We start from the raw sequence: 14340 nt of genomic DNA on the forward strand, positions 1-14340 counted from the left end.
GCTCCTGACAGATCACCGTCGTGAGGTCCGCTCCGGTTGGAAGCGTTGCCAAACCCTCCGCCTACTACCGAAGCGCGAGTCGGGCAAGTGAATTACTTCGGTTAATAACTGTTCGTTGGGGCGGTCTCTCGAAAGGTGCTAGCCGCCTCTCCCGTTGATCGCACCCAGAACGCAAAATGGCCGGGATAAGCCCGGCCATTCTTAAATTCAGATGAAGTAAAGGCAGCCTACTTCTTCTTCGCGCCCACGCGCTCGACGCTCTTGATCTCCAGCGCCGGGCGGCCGGACTTTTCGGCGATCTCGCGGTCCTGCTCGGCGATGGCGGCCTTGGCCGGCTCATCCCCGTCGAGGCCGCCAAGCAGCTCCGAGGGCACGCGGCGGTTGGAGCGCTGCGAGCCGTCTTCATAGAAGACGTTGAAAAAGGCGAATTCGCCTTTGGGATTGGTACCGGGTTTCTTGGCCATGGCGGTTAAGTGGGCGATGGCGCGGCCGAAGTCAAAGCCAATCGGCGCGGGGCATGCATGCGGTTGTGGGCAAAAAATCGTGAGGGGTGTCCGGGTGATGACGGGACGGGCGGACCATGGCCTCCCGCGGGGCGCCGGCCGGCTTGAGGCTGCAATGGTCTCTTTTTGTTCTTGACGGATCTGGCAAGAGGAATATGATCCGCTCCGTCCCACCGAGAGGGGCGATCGCGATCGTCACGATTGCGGGGCGGGATGCGGTGGACGCTGGAGATGCGGCGTCGCGCGGTGCATGAAGGACGGCTGCCCGCGGGCAGGACGGCTCTGCTGTGGTCAGGATACCACTGGGACAGACGGGCCGGCCTATCCAAAGACGGCAAGATCTCCTGCACCACACGGCGGACGACCGTCTTCAAAGGCGAGCGGTCCAAGTCGCGAGATCCCGGCACATCGCCTTGTGCCATGAGGCCAGCCGGACTCTCCAGCGGAGAGCGGGCAGTCTCTGGAGTGGTGATGAAACTACAGGTTCGGTCACCAGGGGTTGTCGCGAAGCGAGCCGTCACCACCCGCCGCATGCGGAACGCCGGGTTGATCCCGGTGGCTCCGAAAGTCCTGACGCATTCCCTTGCGGACGACCGCATCGGCGTCAGGCCCAGGGGGGCATCGGGCACCCGGCGTTCCGCATGCCCTCTCGCCAGGGGGCGGGAATGCAAGGGACGACGGCGCCCCCGCGCCGCAAACAACAGGGGCGATGACGCATGTCCGGTGACAGGTCCGTTGCGGGAGGTTCGGTGCCGGCGAGGGGCCGCCGTTGTCCGGACACATCGCTCATGCCACACTCCGGTATCGCCAACCCCAGCAGGTTTTTCATGACTCGTATCACCGCCATTGCCATTGCCGCTGTGTCTTTTGCCGCGCTCGCCATGACGCCCACGGCCTCGCAGGCCGCCAGATGCGGCGGCGATTTCCAGGGTTTCATCGCGGCCATGTCGCAGGAGGCGGCCGCTGCCGGCGTGTCGCAGGGGGTGATCTCGCAGGCCTTTGCCGGCGTGACGCAGGACCCCGCGGTGCTGTCATTCGATCGCCGCCAGCGCGGCACCTTCAACAAGACCTTCGAGCAATACGTCTCGACCCGCGTCGGCCAGGGCCGCATCTCCATGGGCCTGCAGATGATGCAGCGCCACGCCTCGCTGCTGTCGCGCATCGAGGCGCGCTTCGGCGTGCCGCCGCAGATCGTGGTGGCGATCTGGGGCCTCGAGTCGGATTTCGGCAAGGGCGATATCGGCAAGATGCCGGTGATCCGCACTCTCGCCACCATGGCGCATGACTGCCGCCGCACCGAACTGTTCCAGGGTGAATTGCTGGCCGCGCTGAAGATCCTGCAGCGCGGCGACCTGCCTCTGCGCGACCTGATCGGCGCCTATGCGGGCGAGATCGGCCAGACGCAATTCCTGCCGTCGAGCTATATCAAGTACGGCGTCGATTTCGACGGCAACGGCCATGTGGATCTCCGGCATTCGGTGCCGGACGTGCTGGCCTCCACCGCCAACCTGCTGCACATGGCGGGCTTCAAGGGCGGCCAGCCTTACGGCGAGGGCACGGCGAATTTCGAGGCGATGCGCGAGTGGAACAGGGCCACGATCTATCGCAAGACCATCGGCTATTTCGCCGACCGGCTGGTGGCGGGGCGATAGGCCACGGGACGGGGACGGCAGGCTGACGGGCGCGCGGTGTTAAACTCTTGTTAAGCCGCGCGGCCGCTGGGCGAACCCGGGGAACCCTGATGGTGAAGGTCGGATTAACCCATTCCCTTTCACCCTTTCAAAACCACGCTGGGGATTATCCGCCGCGAGTCAGATTCCGTTAAGCGTCGCCGTCGCATTTTACCACTCACTGGGAACGAGCGGTGAGTGTGACGATGGTGACGGGGATCGACGGCAGCGCGCGACTGCGCGGCACACGACGCGGCGGGTCCGGCCGATGTTGAACGTCGGTACGCTGTTCACGGTGTTCACCGTCAATTTTCTCGCGCTGGGCGTGGTTTGGGCCTATGTGGCCACCAGCTATCCCAACCTGCATGCCGCGCGCTACTGGACCGCGGCGGCTTTCACCGGGGCACTCGGCACCTGCGTCTCGATCCTGCGCAGCGTCGATGTGAATCCCCTGGTCAGCATCATGCTGGGCAACGGTCTGCTGTTGCTGGCCACCAGTCTCGCCACCATCGGCATGCTCCAGTTCTACGGCCGCCCTGCCGGATGGCGCCCGCAAGTGGCCGTCATCGCCGCAAGCATGGCCGGGCTGCTGCTGTTCACGCTGTGGCACGACGACATGGCGATGCGCGTGATGATCTATTCCGCCGGCCAGTCGGTCACGATTGCCATGACCGTGCCGCTGCTGCTGTCGCGCAAGGATGGCGGCGGCAATGCCGGCGCCCGTCTCGCCGGTTGGCTCGCCATCGTGCTCATCGCCGTGCATGCCGTGCGCTCCGTCGCCGCGCTGACGCAGATCGGCGGCGGCATGACCTTCGCCAATTTCAACAATTTCCAGGCCATGATGGTGCTGGTGCTGGTGTTCCTGGCGATGTCATGGAATTTCGGATTCCTGCTGATGGCCATCGACCGGCTGCGCGGCGAAGTCGCTGAACTCGCGCTGGTCGACGATCTCACCGGCGTCGCCAATCGTCGTCATCTCGTGCAGCGCCTCACCGAGGAATGTGCGCTGGCGCGCCGCACGCAGAAGCCGTTCGCGCTGCTGGCCATCGATCTCGACGGCTTCAAGGAAATCAACGACGGCTACGGCCATGCTGCCGGCGACGATTGCCTGCGGCACTTCACGCTGATGACCCAGAACAAGTTGCGTCCCGGCGATCTCCTGGCGCGTTCCGGCGGCGACGAGTTCAGCATCATCCTGCCGTCCACCACGCTCAATGAAGCCGCCGCCATTGCGCGCCGCATCCTCGAGACCTGCCGCCTCGATGCTGCTGCTTGTGCGCCGGGCGAGATTTCGGTCGCCGCATCGATCGGCGTTGCGCAGTGGCAACCGCATGTCGGGCAATATCCGGAACGGCTGATCGCAGCCGCCGACCAGGCGCTCTATGCCGCCAAGAACGACGGCAAGAACCGCTTCGCCATCTGCGATCTCGAAGCGCCGTCCATGGTGCCGGAACTCGACATGGATGAAGCCATCGACCGCGCCCGCAAGCTGGCCTGATGGTTCCGCAGGCCCGGCTCATCGTCCTGTCGCGGGTGAGGTCGATGAGCGCGCCGGGCAGGGCGTGACGCGATGCCGCTTGCATAGTTTGCGCCCAGCCCCCATGTCACGGCCATGGTCAGCACAGGTCAATCATACACTTTCGATGCCAGCCGCCCGCGCAAGCCGGCGTCGTCGGCGCATGGTCCGATCATTGATCAGGATGGTTTTGAGGTTCGGCCCGAGCAACTTCGGCCGGATGTGCAGGGCTTCCGGTTCGACTTCGGAGCAGGCGCCAATCCGTTTGCCAATCTCACGCGCGAGCAACGGCTGGCGCGGCTGGATGCGCTGGCTCAACTGCTCGACGTCGCCTTCGTCCTGCCGGGCACGAAGATCCGTTACGGCATCGATGGTCTGATCGGCTTGATCCCGGTGCTGGGCGACATCATCACCACGGCGATCTCGCTATGGGTGGTGCGCGAGGCGCGGGCGCTCGGTGCGCCCTGGCACCTCACGGCGCGCATGCTCGGTAATGTGGCGCTGGACGGCGCAGTCGGCATCGTGCCGTTTGTCGGCGATGCGTTCGACGTGATGTTCAGGGCCAATGTCCGCAACGTCAGAATGCTGCGGAAGTGGCTCGAAAAACAGCCCAGACTCTAGTTCAGAGTCCGGGCTGCGATTGACTCAATTGGTAACGCTCAAGCCGCGTCGGCGTCGTCGGTCGCAGGCTCTTCAGCGCGCACGCGGCGCTCGAGCGGGAAGTCTTGGCTCTCATAGAGCGAGCGAATGCCGCTCTGGTCGAAACGCGCTTCCTCGACCTGCAGATAGGCGCCGTTCAGCGAGTCAGCGGGCAACTCCTCGATCGCAAACTGCACAGCAGCGGCGGCCGTATCAAAACGACGATAGGCGAAACCGGCACGTTTTTTCTTGCGGATCGCGGCGGGGAAGAGTTCGGCTGCGGTGTTGTAGCTGAAAGCTGCCATGGTCGGGGACCTCATCTGAATACGCAACGAAACGACGCTTCATTCGCAATGCAGCCGATCCGGCGGCGCGCGGAACATCATTTCAGGACAGACCCCAATATAAGCACGTTTTGGCCAATTGCGACACCTGCGATACAGCATGATGAATCGCGGCGCGCGGACGGTATTGCTGTAATAGCTTTGTGATTTAAAGAGCTTAGCGCGCGCTCAAGGCATGGGCAGCGGCATAGGCCCGGCCAATATTTGCCTATTGTCCGGTCACGTCAGGGAGCGGCACGATTTTGAGGGGGGTCGTGTAGGGTTCGACCCGCAGCGCGTCATTCGACATCAGGCCCACCTGCCGCAGCGGAGCCTGTTCGAGCGCGCCCGCTTCAGCCTTGCGCACGCCGTATTGCCAGGCCGTGAGGGTACCCTTCTGGACCAGATGCTTGGCGACGCCGCCGGCATTCTTGGTTTCGAAGGTGGAGAGCTGGTCATCGTTAATGCCGATAATGATCTCGTCCCTGGCTGTGATCACCTTGAACAGCGACACCTTGTCGGTCGCCAGTGCGGGGTGGGACACCAGGCTTTCGAGGATCAGACCCGCAAGTGCAAAGCCGAGCAACAAACGGTTCGAACGGGTAGACATCTTGGTACTTTCTTATTCTTCGTCGCGAACGTGCATGCCACTGGGGCATGTTCAAGTAACAGGCAGTGGGCAAAGGTTGGGACAGAAATGCCCCGCGAGACTTCGATGAGTCGCGCGAGGCATGGAAACAGTTCGATACCAGATACGTATTTATTTAGGCTGAAGTTTCAAGGCCGCAGAGTTGATGCAGTAACGCAATCCCGTAGGGCCGGGACCATCGTCGAACACATGCCCGAGATGACCATTACACTTCGAACACAGTACTTCCGTGCGAATCATGCCGTGGCTCACGTCACGTTCTTCGTCGATATGACTTTCTTGTGAGGGCTGCGTGAAGCTCGGCCAGCCGCAGCCAGAATCGAACTTGGCGTCGGATTCGAACAGGGTCTGGCCACAGCCGGCGCAGACGAAGGTGCCCGGCGTATGGTCATGCTCGTACTCGCCGGTGAACGGACGTTCCGTCGCCTTTTCGCGCAGCACCGCATACTGCATCGGGGTCAGCTCGCGGCGCCACTCGGCTTCGCTCTTTTCGACCTTGCCGGGCGTTGTCTTGGTATCGGTCATTCTTTCTCCTTCCCGATCGGCCGGGGCTGCGAGCACTCAGGTCAGTTTGTGACCTTCGACGCGCTCACCAGCGTCGGGTTCTCGATATAGTTCTGGGCAAAGATCTTCTTCAGGTTCTCGACCTTCGGAATATCGTTATAGGCAATATAGGGCTGGTTCGGGTGCAGCGTCAGGTAGTCCTGATGATAGGCCTCTGCAGGATAGAAGGCTTCGAGCATTCCGAGCTTGGTGACGATCGGCTTCTTGTAGACCTTCGCGGCATTGAGCTGGGCGATATAGGCTTCCGCCACCTTCTTCTGCTCCGGCGTGGTCGCGAAGATTTCCGACCGATATTGCGTGCCTGAATCCGGTCCCTGGCGATTCAGCTGGGTCGGGTCGTGCGCCACCGAGAAATAGATCTGCAGGATCTTGCCGTAGCTGATCTTTTGCGGGTCGTATTTGATCTCGACGGCTTCGGCATGGCCGGTCGAGCCAGTGCTTACCGCGGTGTAATTGGCGGAGCTCTTGGAGCCGCCGGCATAGCCGGACACGGCGTTGACGACGCCCGCAGTGTGCTGGAATACGCCCTGGACGCCCCAGAAGCACCCACCCGCAATCACCGCAGTCTGAATGCCGGTCGCGGCCGGCGTGTCCGTCGTGGGTGCGGGAATGATGACGGCCTCTTCGGCAGCAAAAGCAGGGGCAACGATGGCAGTTGAAATCGCCAATGCGCCTGCAAAGGCGCAGAGCGAGAGGCGGCTGAACAGGGAGCGGCGCATAGCAGGTCCTCTTGGATGGTCGATGGCCGGGTATCGGCAGTCTAGACCGGAGCCCGTGGTTCGCAATCGGCATTTCCGGTCGGCACATCGGAGATACGGAAGAGGATGCCGGCCGTTACGCGATACAGGACACGAGTTCGTGAGGATCTGGATGGGCACGAAAGAGCCGCGGAACATGTGCTCCGCGGCTCTTCGGTCAATGATAAGCAGTCCGCTTATGGGCAAGGATAACGGTTGCCGTCGTTGTTCAGATATGTGCCTGACGCTGGATCGTAGGAGCGATAGCGCCGCGCGCAATAGGCTGCGTTCTGCTGGGCTGCGGCGTTGGCCTGGCCGGCGGCAATCGCGCCGCCGATGATGGCACCCGCTGCGAGGCCGCCGATCACGGCGCCGGCGTCGGGTCCCCGGCGATAGTAGCGAGGACCGTAGCCATAGCGCGGGCCATAACCGTAACGGCGATAATACTGCACGTTTTCAGTGGCCGACGGTACGGCGCTGGCGAGGCCGGGCTGACTAACCAGCGGCGCAGACGTTGCCGGTGCGGAAACCGTCAGCACGCTCGCGCCGATCATCGTGGCCATCGTCAGGATTTTCGCGGGATGCATATCGAACTCCTTAATTATGCGTAAGTGGAATAAATGCTTGGACGGTCGTATGGTTCCACAATCATAGTCAGCCGAGATGCGTCAGATCAACGCATGCTGCAAGATACGCGCGTTACACCACGATGCTCAAGCGTTTCGCGGCGCGGGTGATGCCGGTGTAGAGCCAGCGGGCGCGGCTCTCCTGAAATGCAAAGCTCTCATCGAACAGAACGACATCGTCCCATTGCGAGCCCTGGCTCTTGTGCACGGTCAGCACATAGCCGTAGTCGAATTCGTCGTAAGGCTTGCGCTGCTCCCATGGCAGCGTCTCGACACCACCCGAGAAGCAGTCAGCGCGTACCGACACCTTGGTGACCTTGCCGCCGAAGTCCTCGTCCGGCGAAATCCGCATGGTGATGATCTGCGACTTCGATGCCGCGCGCGCTTTCACGCGCCACAGGCCGCCGTTGAACAGCACTTTCTTGCGGTTGTTGCGCAGGCAGACCAGTTTGTCATTGGCCACCGGCAACAGGTCCTCGATGCCGAGTTTCTGACGCACGCGCATATTGTAGGCGCGCCGTGTATTGTTGCGTCCGACCAGCACCTGATCGGCGGCCATCACGCGGTCCGGATTGAGCGCCTTGCGCGAGACGATCTCGCTGAGGCCGTATTGCCCGGGCTGCAGCGAGCGCCCCTCGCGCACATCCATCGACATGCGTACGATCGGATCATGCTCGGCCTGGCGATGCACTTCCGTCAGCATCACGTCGGGTTCGGTCTCGGTGAAAAAACCGCCGCCCTGGATCGGCGGCAACTGGGCGGGGTCGCCCAGCACCAGCAGCGGACAATCGAACGACAACAGGTCGCGGCCAAGCTCGGCGTCGACCATGGAGCATTCGTCGATCACGATCAGCTTGGCCTTTGAAGCCGGTGCGTCATCCCACAATTCGAAATTCGGCTGTTCCTCGCCGCTCTCACGGGCGCGATAGATCAGCGAGTGAATCGTGGAGGCGCCGTCGCAGCCCTTGTTGCGCATCACCAGGGCCGCCTTGCCGGTGAAGGCTGCGAATTTCACCTCGCCATCGACATTGTCGGCGACGTGCCGCGCCAGCGTCGTCTTGCCGGTGCCGGCAAAGCCGAACAGCCGGAACACCTGCGGTGTGCCGTTGCGGCCTGGTTTCGCCTTCAGCCAGTCGTCGACGGCTTTCAGGGCGGCATCCTGATGCGGGGTAAATGTGGGCATAGTGTCTCTGGAAAGCGGTTCGCAGCTCATTTTGCTGCGACTCAGCGGGGAAAGCTAACCATTCAGGCGCTTGACGCAAGTCGGAGACCTCCAGGTCGCGTGCGCCATCGTGGCCGGTTGCTCATTGTCGCCCCATGACGCAGTTATAGGCTGCTTGAGTCCAGGGAGCCCATTTTGGAACGCAGACTGCTTCAGATCGCGCTGGCGATCGTCGGCCTTGTCGCCATCACCTTCGGCCTGACCGGCGTGCTGTTCGGCACCAGCCTGTCGGGTGTCAGGCTCGGCGTGACGATGGAAGGCTATGTGCGCTTCATCAAGGGCGTGCTGGTGGCGGTCGGGCTGATCTACTGGTCGGCGATCCCGCAGATCGAAAAGCGTGGCGAACGCATTTCGATCTTGACCTTCATACTCGTATTCGGCGCCGCCGCGCGTTTGCTGGCGGTGCTCAGTCACGGCTTTCCGACCGTGGGATTGCTGATCAGCCTGATCGGCGAGCTCGTGGTCGTGCCGCTGATCTGGCTGTGGCATCGCCATCTGGTCCGAAGGGATACCCCGGCATGAAGCGGATTGGCGCCTGGATCGTCTATATCATCGGCGCGATTTCGATCGGTTATCTCGCGCTCTACGCCTATGCGATGTTCACCCGGCAAGAACTGACGCCGGGTGATCCGATCAAGATCTTTCGTAAGCAGAACGCGCCCAGCTATTCGCAAGGCGCGTCGCAATTCGTCTGATTACATCGCGCCCATGGCGGCACGATAGTCGCCGGCGCCTGCTCCGGCCGGGGTGATCGGCAGGCCGCCATCGGCATATTCGTTCAGTTTGTTGCGCAGCGTGCGGATCGAGATGCCAAGAATGTTGGCCGCATGGGTCCGGTTGCCGAGGCAATGCTTCAGCGTTTCCAAAATGAGATCGCGTTCGACATCGGCCACGGTGCGGCCGACCAGAGCGCGGGTCACCGTCTCCGCTGCCATGGTGGCATGCGCCACGGCTGGCGGTGTCTTGGCGAGATCGAGGCGATCGCCGTCCGGAGTCAGGATCGCATCGGGGCCGATTTCGTCGCCCGAGGCCATCAGGACCGAACGGTGGATGGTGTTTTCCAGCTCACGGACGTTGCCCTGCCAGCGATTGGCGGTGAGCACGCGGCGCGCTTCGGCGGAGATCGGGCGCACCGGCACGCCATTGGCGTCGGCATATTTCTTGGCGAAATGCTGTGCCAGTTCGAGAATATCGGCCGGCCGATCGCGCAGCGGCGGGATCTTCAGGTTGACGACGTTCAGACGGAACAGCAGATCTTCGCGGAACGTGCCCTCGCGCACGGCGTCGGACAGATTGCGGTTCGACGTTGCGATGATGCGAATGTCCACCGGCACCGGCTTGGTGCCGCCGACGCGGTCGATGACGCGCTCCTGAATGGCGCGTAGCAGCTTCGACTGCAGGCGGACGTCCATTTCAGAAATTTCGTCGAGCAGCAGCGTACCGCCGGTGGCTTCCTCGAATTTGCCGATACGCCGTGCGATCGCGCCGGTGAAGGCGCCCTTCTCATGGCCGAACAGCTCGGACTCCAGGAGATGCTCCGGGATCGCCGCGCAGTTGATGCTGATGAACGGCTTTTTGGCGCGGTTCGAGCGGGTGTGGACGTAACGCGCCAGCACTTCCTTGCCGGTACCGGACTCGCCGGTGACCATCACCGACGCGTCGGAGCCGGCGATTTGCTGTGCCAGTTTGACGACCTTGCCCATCATTTCGTCGCGATAGATCAGGTCGCGGGAGTCATTGGCGACGGCGGCGAGGACAGCGGCAATCAGTTCCGGGTCCGGCGGCAGCGGGATGTATTCTTTGGCGCCGGCATGGATCGCGGCAACCGCGGCACGGGCATCGGTGGTGATGCCGCAGGCGACGATAGGCACATGGATGTGTTCAGCCTCCAGCCGCATCACGAGGTCGCGGATGTCGAGAGCGACATCGACCAGCAGCAGGTCTGCACCCTTGCCGCCGCGCAACACCCCCATTGCCTGGTCGTGCCCTTCGGCATGAACGACGGAGGCTCCATTATCCATGGCGATCTTGGTGGCGGTGGTAAGCTGACCCTTCAGGGTGCCAACGATAAGAAGCCGCATGGTGATCTCCTGTTATCTCGTGGTCGCGCCATTGAGGCGCTGTTTGTCTCGATTAGCTGCGTTCAGCCTTGATGATTTCAGTCATGGTGACGCCGAGCTTTTCTTCGACGAGGACGACTTCGCCGCGCGCCACCAGGCGGTTGTTCACGTAGATGTCGATCGCTTCGCCAACCCGGCGGTCGAGTTCGAGCACGGTGCCTGGCCCGAGCTTCAGCAACTCGCCGACACCCATCTTGGAGCGGCCGAGCACGGCCGATACCTGAACCGGAACGTCGAATACCGCCTCGAGGTCGGCGGCAATACGCGTGACCTGTTCCTCATCAGCATAGCCAACGTCTCCCATCGCGCCGGGATCGGTGGCATTAAGGTCGGGAAGCGGCACTTGGGGATCGCTCATGTTCTAGTCCTCACAGCCCTGTCAGGCCTGATTGCGCGACGCCATGTAGCGTCCGACGAGTTCGTTGATCTTGGCGTCGATGGTTGCGCGCTCCAGCACAACTCCGCCATCCGCCCATTCGATTTTGCAGTCGCCATTTTCGATGTCCGGCTCGGCGAGAATGACGAGGCGGCCGGCGAAGCCGCTTTGCTTGGCCTGTTTCTCGATCCGGTCGCGTGCCTCGTCGTAGAGCTGGTCGTTGATGCGCACCACGAGGTGCGGCGTCGACACCAGATTCTTGAAACAGTCGTGGACCAGAGCCATGATCTCGGTGAGCGGCTCGACGGCGATCAATTCATTGCAGAGTTTGCGTGCTACCGACACCGCGACATCGACAGCTTCAGTCTCCATCTTTTCTTCGATGGCCCCGAAGCGCGACGAGATCGAGGAAATCGCAACGCCGATCTGTTCCAGCGCCAATGCAGCGCGACGGTCGCTTTCGGCCTTGGCTTCGCGCTGGGCTGCATCGAATCCGGCGCGATAGGCCTGGGCTTCGGCGTTGGCGACCTTCTCCGCGATCTCCGCGGGCGTGATCGCGGGCGCACGCGTCTTGTCGGGCGCTGCGAAGTCCATATCGAACAGAAATTTTGCAGGGGCGGCCATCAATACACCAGCTCGTCGTCGGCGCGGTTCTTGGTCAGCACGATTTCGCCCTTGGCCGCGAGATCCTTGGCGAGATTAACGAGCAGCGCCTGTGCCTCGTCGACGTCGCGCAGACGGACCGGGCCGAGCGCGGCCATGTCATCGGTCAGCATCTTGGCGGCGCGGGACGACATGTTGCCCATGAAGAAGGCGCGGACTTCCTCGTTGGCGCTCTTCAGAGCGATACCCAGCTTGTCCTTGTCGATGCTGCGCATCAGGGTCTGTGCCGAGCCGGCATCCAGCTTGATGAGGTCGTCGAAGGTAAACATCAGCGCCTTGATGCGCTCAGCCGCCTCGCGATTGTCTTCTTCCAGCGAGGTGATGAAACGCGTTTCGGTCTGACGGTCGAAGTTATTGAAGATTTCCGCCATGACTTCGTGCGCGTCGCGACGACGGGTTTGCGAGAGGTTCGACATGAACTCGACGCGCAGCGTCTGTTCGACGCGCTCGATGACTTCTTTCTGCACCGCTTCCATCTTGAGCATGCGGTTGATAACGTCGAGCGCGAGCTCCTCGGGCAGGATGCCGAGGACGCGCGCCGCGTGCTCCGGCTTCAACTTTGACAGCACCACGGCGACGGTCTGCGGATATTCATTCTTCAGGTAGTTCGCGAGAACCTCTTCCTGCACGTTGGAGAGTTTTTCCCACATGTTGCGGCCTGCAGGGCCGCGGATTTCTTCCATGATACCGCTGACGCGCTCGGACGGCAGATACTGGGTCAACAGACGCTCGGTGGCATCGAAAGTGCCCATCAGGGCGCCTGAGGCGGACATCCGCGACACGAACTCAAGCAGCAGATCTTCGACTGTCTCCGGCTCGATGGTGCCGAGCGACGACATGTGAAGTGAAAGCTCGCGCACTTCGTCGTCGTCGAGCTGCGCCCAGACCTTGCCGCCATACTGTTCGCCCAGCGCCAGCATCAGGATGGCTGCGCGCTTTGGGCCGCTCAGCGGCTTCGCCGGCGCGCGGCCACCCTGACGCTGTGCGAGCGACGCTACGACGCTGGCGATGTCGCTGCTGTTGTCGCCAGTGGTTTGCGGAACGGATGCCATTCAGATCACGCCGGTTCCTGCAGCCATGCGCGAACAATGGCTGCGGTTTCGTTGGGGTTACGATCGGCCAGTTCGCCCACGCGATGCACGGATTGCGCGTGGACCTGACCCTGGATGGTCGCGACGTCGATCATGTTGGGGCCGCCGGCGGGAATGACGGTCTGTCCGTCTGCGCTGAGGGCGACACCGTCGGGAAGAACGAGGGCGTTGGCTGCAGGGAGCGCCGGCGCTGGCTCGGAGGCGAGGACGCGGCGGACCAGCGGGCGGATGACCATGAACATCACGACCAGGCCGAGCAGCATCATGACCGCGAGTTCGATGACGCGCATCACGTCATCCTTGGTGAACTGCATCATGCTGAGCAGACCCGTCGGCTCCGGCGTCGGAACGACAGTTGGGCCCTCGGCGAATTTCAGGTTGACGACCTCGACCTGATCGCCGCGCTTCTGGTCGAAGCCAATGGCCGAACGGACCAGCGCTGCGATGCGATCGAGTTCTTCCTTGGGGCGTTGGGCGTAGACCTGCTCGCCCTTCTCGTTCTTGGTGTAGCTGCCATCAACCAGGACCGCGACCGAGATGCGATTGACACGGCCCGCTTCGGTAACTTCGGTCTTGGTGATGCGGGAGATTTCGTAATTGTTGGTTTCTTCCGACTTCTTGCTTTGATCCTTCGCTGTCCCCGTATTGCCTGCCGCCTGATTGCCTGGCAGTTCGTTGTTGACGGTGACCTGGCCATCCCGCTCGCCGACTGCGGAGGATTCTTCGCGACTCTGGCTGGAGCGCAATACCCGGCCTTCGGGATCGAATTTGTCGGAAGTCTGCGTGACCTTGTTGTAATCGAAATCGGCTGTGAGCTGGACCCGCGCCCGGCCTGCGCCCACCACCGAGGAAACGATCGCTTCGACCTGGCTGCGCATCCGCTTCTCGAAGCCGGCGCGGCGCTCGTCACCGGTGGCGCCTTCCATGGTCGCGTCGGCGGCGCCGTCGGCGAGCAACTGTCCGGCTTCGTCGACGATCGAGACCCGGGTGGGCTTCAGGCCGTTAACCGCCGAGGCGACGACATGGCGGATCGCCCGGACCTGCTGCGGGTCGAGGGCGCCGCGGACGCGGACCACGATCGAGGCCGACGGCTCAGGCGCTTCGCGGGAGAACAGGGGACGTTCCGGCAGGACAAGGTGAACGCGGGCGAACTGCACCCGGTCGATCGCGCGGATGGTTCGCGCCAATTCACCTTCGAGAGCCCGTAAGTGATTGATATTTTGAACAAAACTTGTTGTTCCAAGAGCGTCCGACTTGTCGAAGATCTCGTACCCCACGCCGCCGCCCTTGGGCAGGCCGCCTTCGGCGAGCTTCATGCGGAGCCGGGTGACCTTGTCCTTCGGCACCATGATGGCGGCACCGTCGTTCTTCAGCTCATAAGGAATGGCCTGGCGCTCCAGGTCCTTGATGATCGCCGAAGAGTCCTCGACGCTGAGATCGGTAAAGAGGGTGGTCATTTGCGGCGTGGTGACCCGCATGATGACGAAAGCAAAGAAGCCGATGAGCGCGGCGGTCACCGCAACCATCGCCATCAGGCGCGCCGCGCCGAGACCTTTAAGGAAACTTAGAAGACTCTGCACGAACCAGCCCCTGAGATTCGGCCTCAGGGACCGACTGGGCAAATTTTGCCGGGGTATGGTT

Annotated in this window: 17 protein-coding genes; 5 read left to right on the forward strand and 12 right to left on the reverse strand. The window is 62.4% G+C overall.

The features are described 5' to 3' along the window. Positions 1-227: 227 nt before the first annotated feature. Entirely contained in the window at positions 228-464 is a 237-nt protein-coding gene (locus tag AC1RLZ_RS06045) for a hypothetical protein (protein WP_068733419.1), read from the reverse strand. Between the two features lie 920 nt (positions 465-1384). Between AC1RLZ_RS06045 and AC1RLZ_RS06050 the strand changes: the two genes are divergently transcribed. From AC1RLZ_RS06050 to AC1RLZ_RS06060, 3 genes are all read left to right on the forward strand, one after another. Next, complete coding sequence (locus tag AC1RLZ_RS06050) at positions 1385-2155, forward strand: lytic murein transglycosylase (RefSeq protein WP_493188005.1); 771 nt, start codon at positions 1385-1387, stop codon at positions 2153-2155. Positions 2156-2441: 286 nt separating this feature from the next. Continuing rightward, a complete protein-coding gene (locus AC1RLZ_RS06055) occupies positions 2442-3671 on the forward strand; it encodes a GGDEF domain-containing protein (protein ID WP_493187874.1) in 1230 nt (409 codons plus the stop codon). A 114-nt stretch (positions 3672-3785) separates the two neighbouring features. After that, a complete protein-coding gene (locus AC1RLZ_RS06060; RefSeq protein WP_371421533.1) occupies positions 3786-4310 on the forward strand; it encodes a DUF4112 domain-containing protein in 525 nt (174 codons plus the stop codon). 38 nt (positions 4311-4348) lie between these two features. Here the strand turns inward: AC1RLZ_RS06060 and AC1RLZ_RS06065 are convergent, their stop codons facing one another. From AC1RLZ_RS06065 to AC1RLZ_RS06090, 6 genes are all read right to left on the reverse strand, one after another. After that, complete coding sequence (locus tag AC1RLZ_RS06065; RefSeq protein ID WP_068733430.1) at positions 4349-4633, reverse strand: hypothetical protein; 285 nt, start codon at positions 4631-4633, stop codon at positions 4349-4351. A 247-nt stretch (positions 4634-4880) separates the two neighbouring features. Then, positions 4881-5261 carry a hypothetical protein gene (locus AC1RLZ_RS06070; protein WP_493187875.1) on the reverse strand — a complete coding sequence of 127 codons (381 nt, stop codon included), beginning with the start codon at positions 5259-5261 and terminating at the stop codon, positions 4881-4883. A 150-nt stretch (positions 5262-5411) separates the two neighbouring features. After that, positions 5412-5825 carry a peptide-methionine (R)-S-oxide reductase MsrB gene (gene msrB / locus AC1RLZ_RS06075; RefSeq protein WP_493187876.1) on the reverse strand — a complete coding sequence of 138 codons (414 nt, stop codon included), beginning with the start codon at positions 5823-5825 and terminating at the stop codon, positions 5412-5414. 41 nt (positions 5826-5866) lie between these two features. Next, complete coding sequence (gene msrA / locus AC1RLZ_RS06080) at positions 5867-6583, reverse strand: peptide-methionine (S)-S-oxide reductase MsrA (RefSeq protein ID WP_493187877.1); 717 nt, start codon at positions 6581-6583, stop codon at positions 5867-5869. A gap of 215 nt (positions 6584-6798) precedes the next feature. Beyond that, positions 6799-7188 (reverse strand): BA14K family protein, encoded by a 390-nt coding sequence (locus AC1RLZ_RS06085; RefSeq protein WP_371421537.1) that lies wholly within the window; start codon positions 7186-7188, stop codon positions 6799-6801. A 112-nt stretch (positions 7189-7300) separates the two neighbouring features. Beyond that, a complete protein-coding gene (locus AC1RLZ_RS06090) occupies positions 7301-8410 on the reverse strand; it encodes an ATP-dependent DNA helicase (protein WP_493187878.1) in 1110 nt (369 codons plus the stop codon). Positions 8411-8584: 174 nt separating this feature from the next. Here AC1RLZ_RS06090 and AC1RLZ_RS06095 point away from each other — a divergent pair, with 174 nt between their 5' ends. Both AC1RLZ_RS06095 and AC1RLZ_RS06100 read left to right on the forward strand, forming a co-directional pair. After that, on the forward strand, positions 8585-8971 hold the full coding sequence (locus tag AC1RLZ_RS06095; RefSeq protein ID WP_493187879.1) for a DUF4345 domain-containing protein: 387 nt from the start codon (positions 8585-8587) through the stop codon (positions 8969-8971). Next, positions 8968-9144 carry a hypothetical protein gene (locus tag AC1RLZ_RS06100; protein ID WP_493187880.1) on the forward strand — a complete coding sequence of 59 codons (177 nt, stop codon included), beginning with the start codon at positions 8968-8970 and terminating at the stop codon, positions 9142-9144. Before AC1RLZ_RS06095 ends, AC1RLZ_RS06100 begins: the two co-directional genes overlap by 4 nt. Here the strand turns inward: AC1RLZ_RS06100 and flbD are convergent, their stop codons facing one another. The 5 genes from flbD to fliF are packed head-to-tail and all read right to left on the reverse strand — an operon-like array spanning position 9145 to position 14279. Next, the gene (gene flbD / locus AC1RLZ_RS06105) at positions 9145-10530 is read right to left on the reverse strand and encodes a sigma-54-dependent transcriptional regulator FlbD (RefSeq protein ID WP_371421540.1); all 1386 of its coding nucleotides are present in this window, start codon (positions 10528-10530) and stop codon (positions 9145-9147) included. Between the two features lie 52 nt (positions 10531-10582). Next, positions 10583-10927: a flagellar motor switch protein FliN gene (gene fliN / locus AC1RLZ_RS06110; protein WP_089262063.1), complete on the reverse strand. Its 345-nt coding sequence runs from the start codon at positions 10925-10927 to the stop codon at positions 10583-10585. Positions 10928-10948: 21 nt separating this feature from the next. Then, positions 10949-11569, reverse strand: coding sequence for a FliH/SctL family protein (locus AC1RLZ_RS06115; RefSeq protein WP_493187881.1), 621 nt, complete (start codon positions 11567-11569; stop codon positions 10949-10951). Further along, complete coding sequence (gene fliG, locus AC1RLZ_RS06120) at positions 11569-12660, reverse strand: flagellar motor switch protein FliG (RefSeq protein ID WP_371421542.1); 1092 nt, start codon at positions 12658-12660, stop codon at positions 11569-11571. The genes AC1RLZ_RS06115 and fliG overlap by 1 nt, the downstream gene beginning before the upstream one ends. Positions 12661-12665: 5 nt before the next feature. Then, on the reverse strand, positions 12666-14279 hold the full coding sequence (gene fliF / locus AC1RLZ_RS06125; protein WP_371421543.1) for a flagellar basal-body MS-ring/collar protein FliF: 1614 nt from the start codon (positions 14277-14279) through the stop codon (positions 12666-12668). Positions 14280-14340: the final 61 nt, after the last annotated feature.

The sequence above is a fragment of the Tardiphaga sp. GW822-FHT04G09 genome (assembly GCF_058800725.1).

What these genes read in the sequence shown, in the direction of transcription:
- AC1RLZ_RS06060 (WP_371421533.1), top strand. Translation starts at nt 3,786, where the DNA reads ATGGTCAGCACAGGTCAATCATACACTTTCGATGCCAGCCGCCCGCGC.
- AC1RLZ_RS06100 (WP_493187880.1), top strand. Translation starts at nt 8,968, where the DNA reads ATGAAGCGGATTGGCGCCTGGATCGTCTATATCATCGGCGCGATTTCG.
- fliG (WP_371421542.1), bottom strand. Translation starts at nt 12,660, where the DNA reads ATGGCATCCGTTCCGCAAACCACTGGCGACAACAGCAGCGACATCGCC.
- AC1RLZ_RS06070 (WP_493187875.1), bottom strand. Translation starts at nt 5,261, where the DNA reads ATGTCTACCCGTTCGAACCGTTTGTTGCTCGGCTTTGCACTTGCGGGT.
- AC1RLZ_RS06065 (WP_068733430.1), bottom strand. Translation starts at nt 4,633, where the DNA reads ATGGCAGCTTTCAGCTACAACACCGCAGCCGAACTCTTCCCCGCCGCG.
- flbD (WP_371421540.1), bottom strand. Translation starts at nt 10,530, where the DNA reads ATGCGGCTTCTTATCGTTGGCACCCTGAAGGGTCAGCTTACCACCGCC.
- AC1RLZ_RS06090 (WP_493187878.1), bottom strand. Translation starts at nt 8,410, where the DNA reads ATGCCCACATTTACCCCGCATCAGGATGCCGCCCTGAAAGCCGTCGAC.
- AC1RLZ_RS06085 (WP_371421537.1), bottom strand. Translation starts at nt 7,188, where the DNA reads ATGCATCCCGCGAAAATCCTGACGATGGCCACGATGATCGGCGCGAGC.
- fliN (WP_089262063.1), bottom strand. Translation starts at nt 10,927, where the DNA reads ATGAGCGATCCCCAAGTGCCGCTTCCCGACCTTAATGCCACCGATCCC.
- AC1RLZ_RS06050 (WP_493188005.1), top strand. Translation starts at nt 1,385, where the DNA reads ATGACGCCCACGGCCTCGCAGGCCGCCAGATGCGGCGGCGATTTCCAG.
- AC1RLZ_RS06115 (WP_493187881.1), bottom strand. Translation starts at nt 11,569, where the DNA reads ATGGCCGCCCCTGCAAAATTTCTGTTCGATATGGACTTCGCAGCGCCC.
- msrB (WP_493187876.1), bottom strand. Translation starts at nt 5,825, where the DNA reads ATGACCGATACCAAGACAACGCCCGGCAAGGTCGAAAAGAGCGAAGCC.
- AC1RLZ_RS06045 (WP_068733419.1), bottom strand. Translation starts at nt 464, where the DNA reads ATGGCCAAGAAACCCGGTACCAATCCCAAAGGCGAATTCGCCTTTTTC.
- AC1RLZ_RS06055 (WP_493187874.1), top strand. Translation starts at nt 2,442, where the DNA reads ATGTTGAACGTCGGTACGCTGTTCACGGTGTTCACCGTCAATTTTCTC.
- msrA (WP_493187877.1), bottom strand. Translation starts at nt 6,583, where the DNA reads ATGCGCCGCTCCCTGTTCAGCCGCCTCTCGCTCTGCGCCTTTGCAGGC.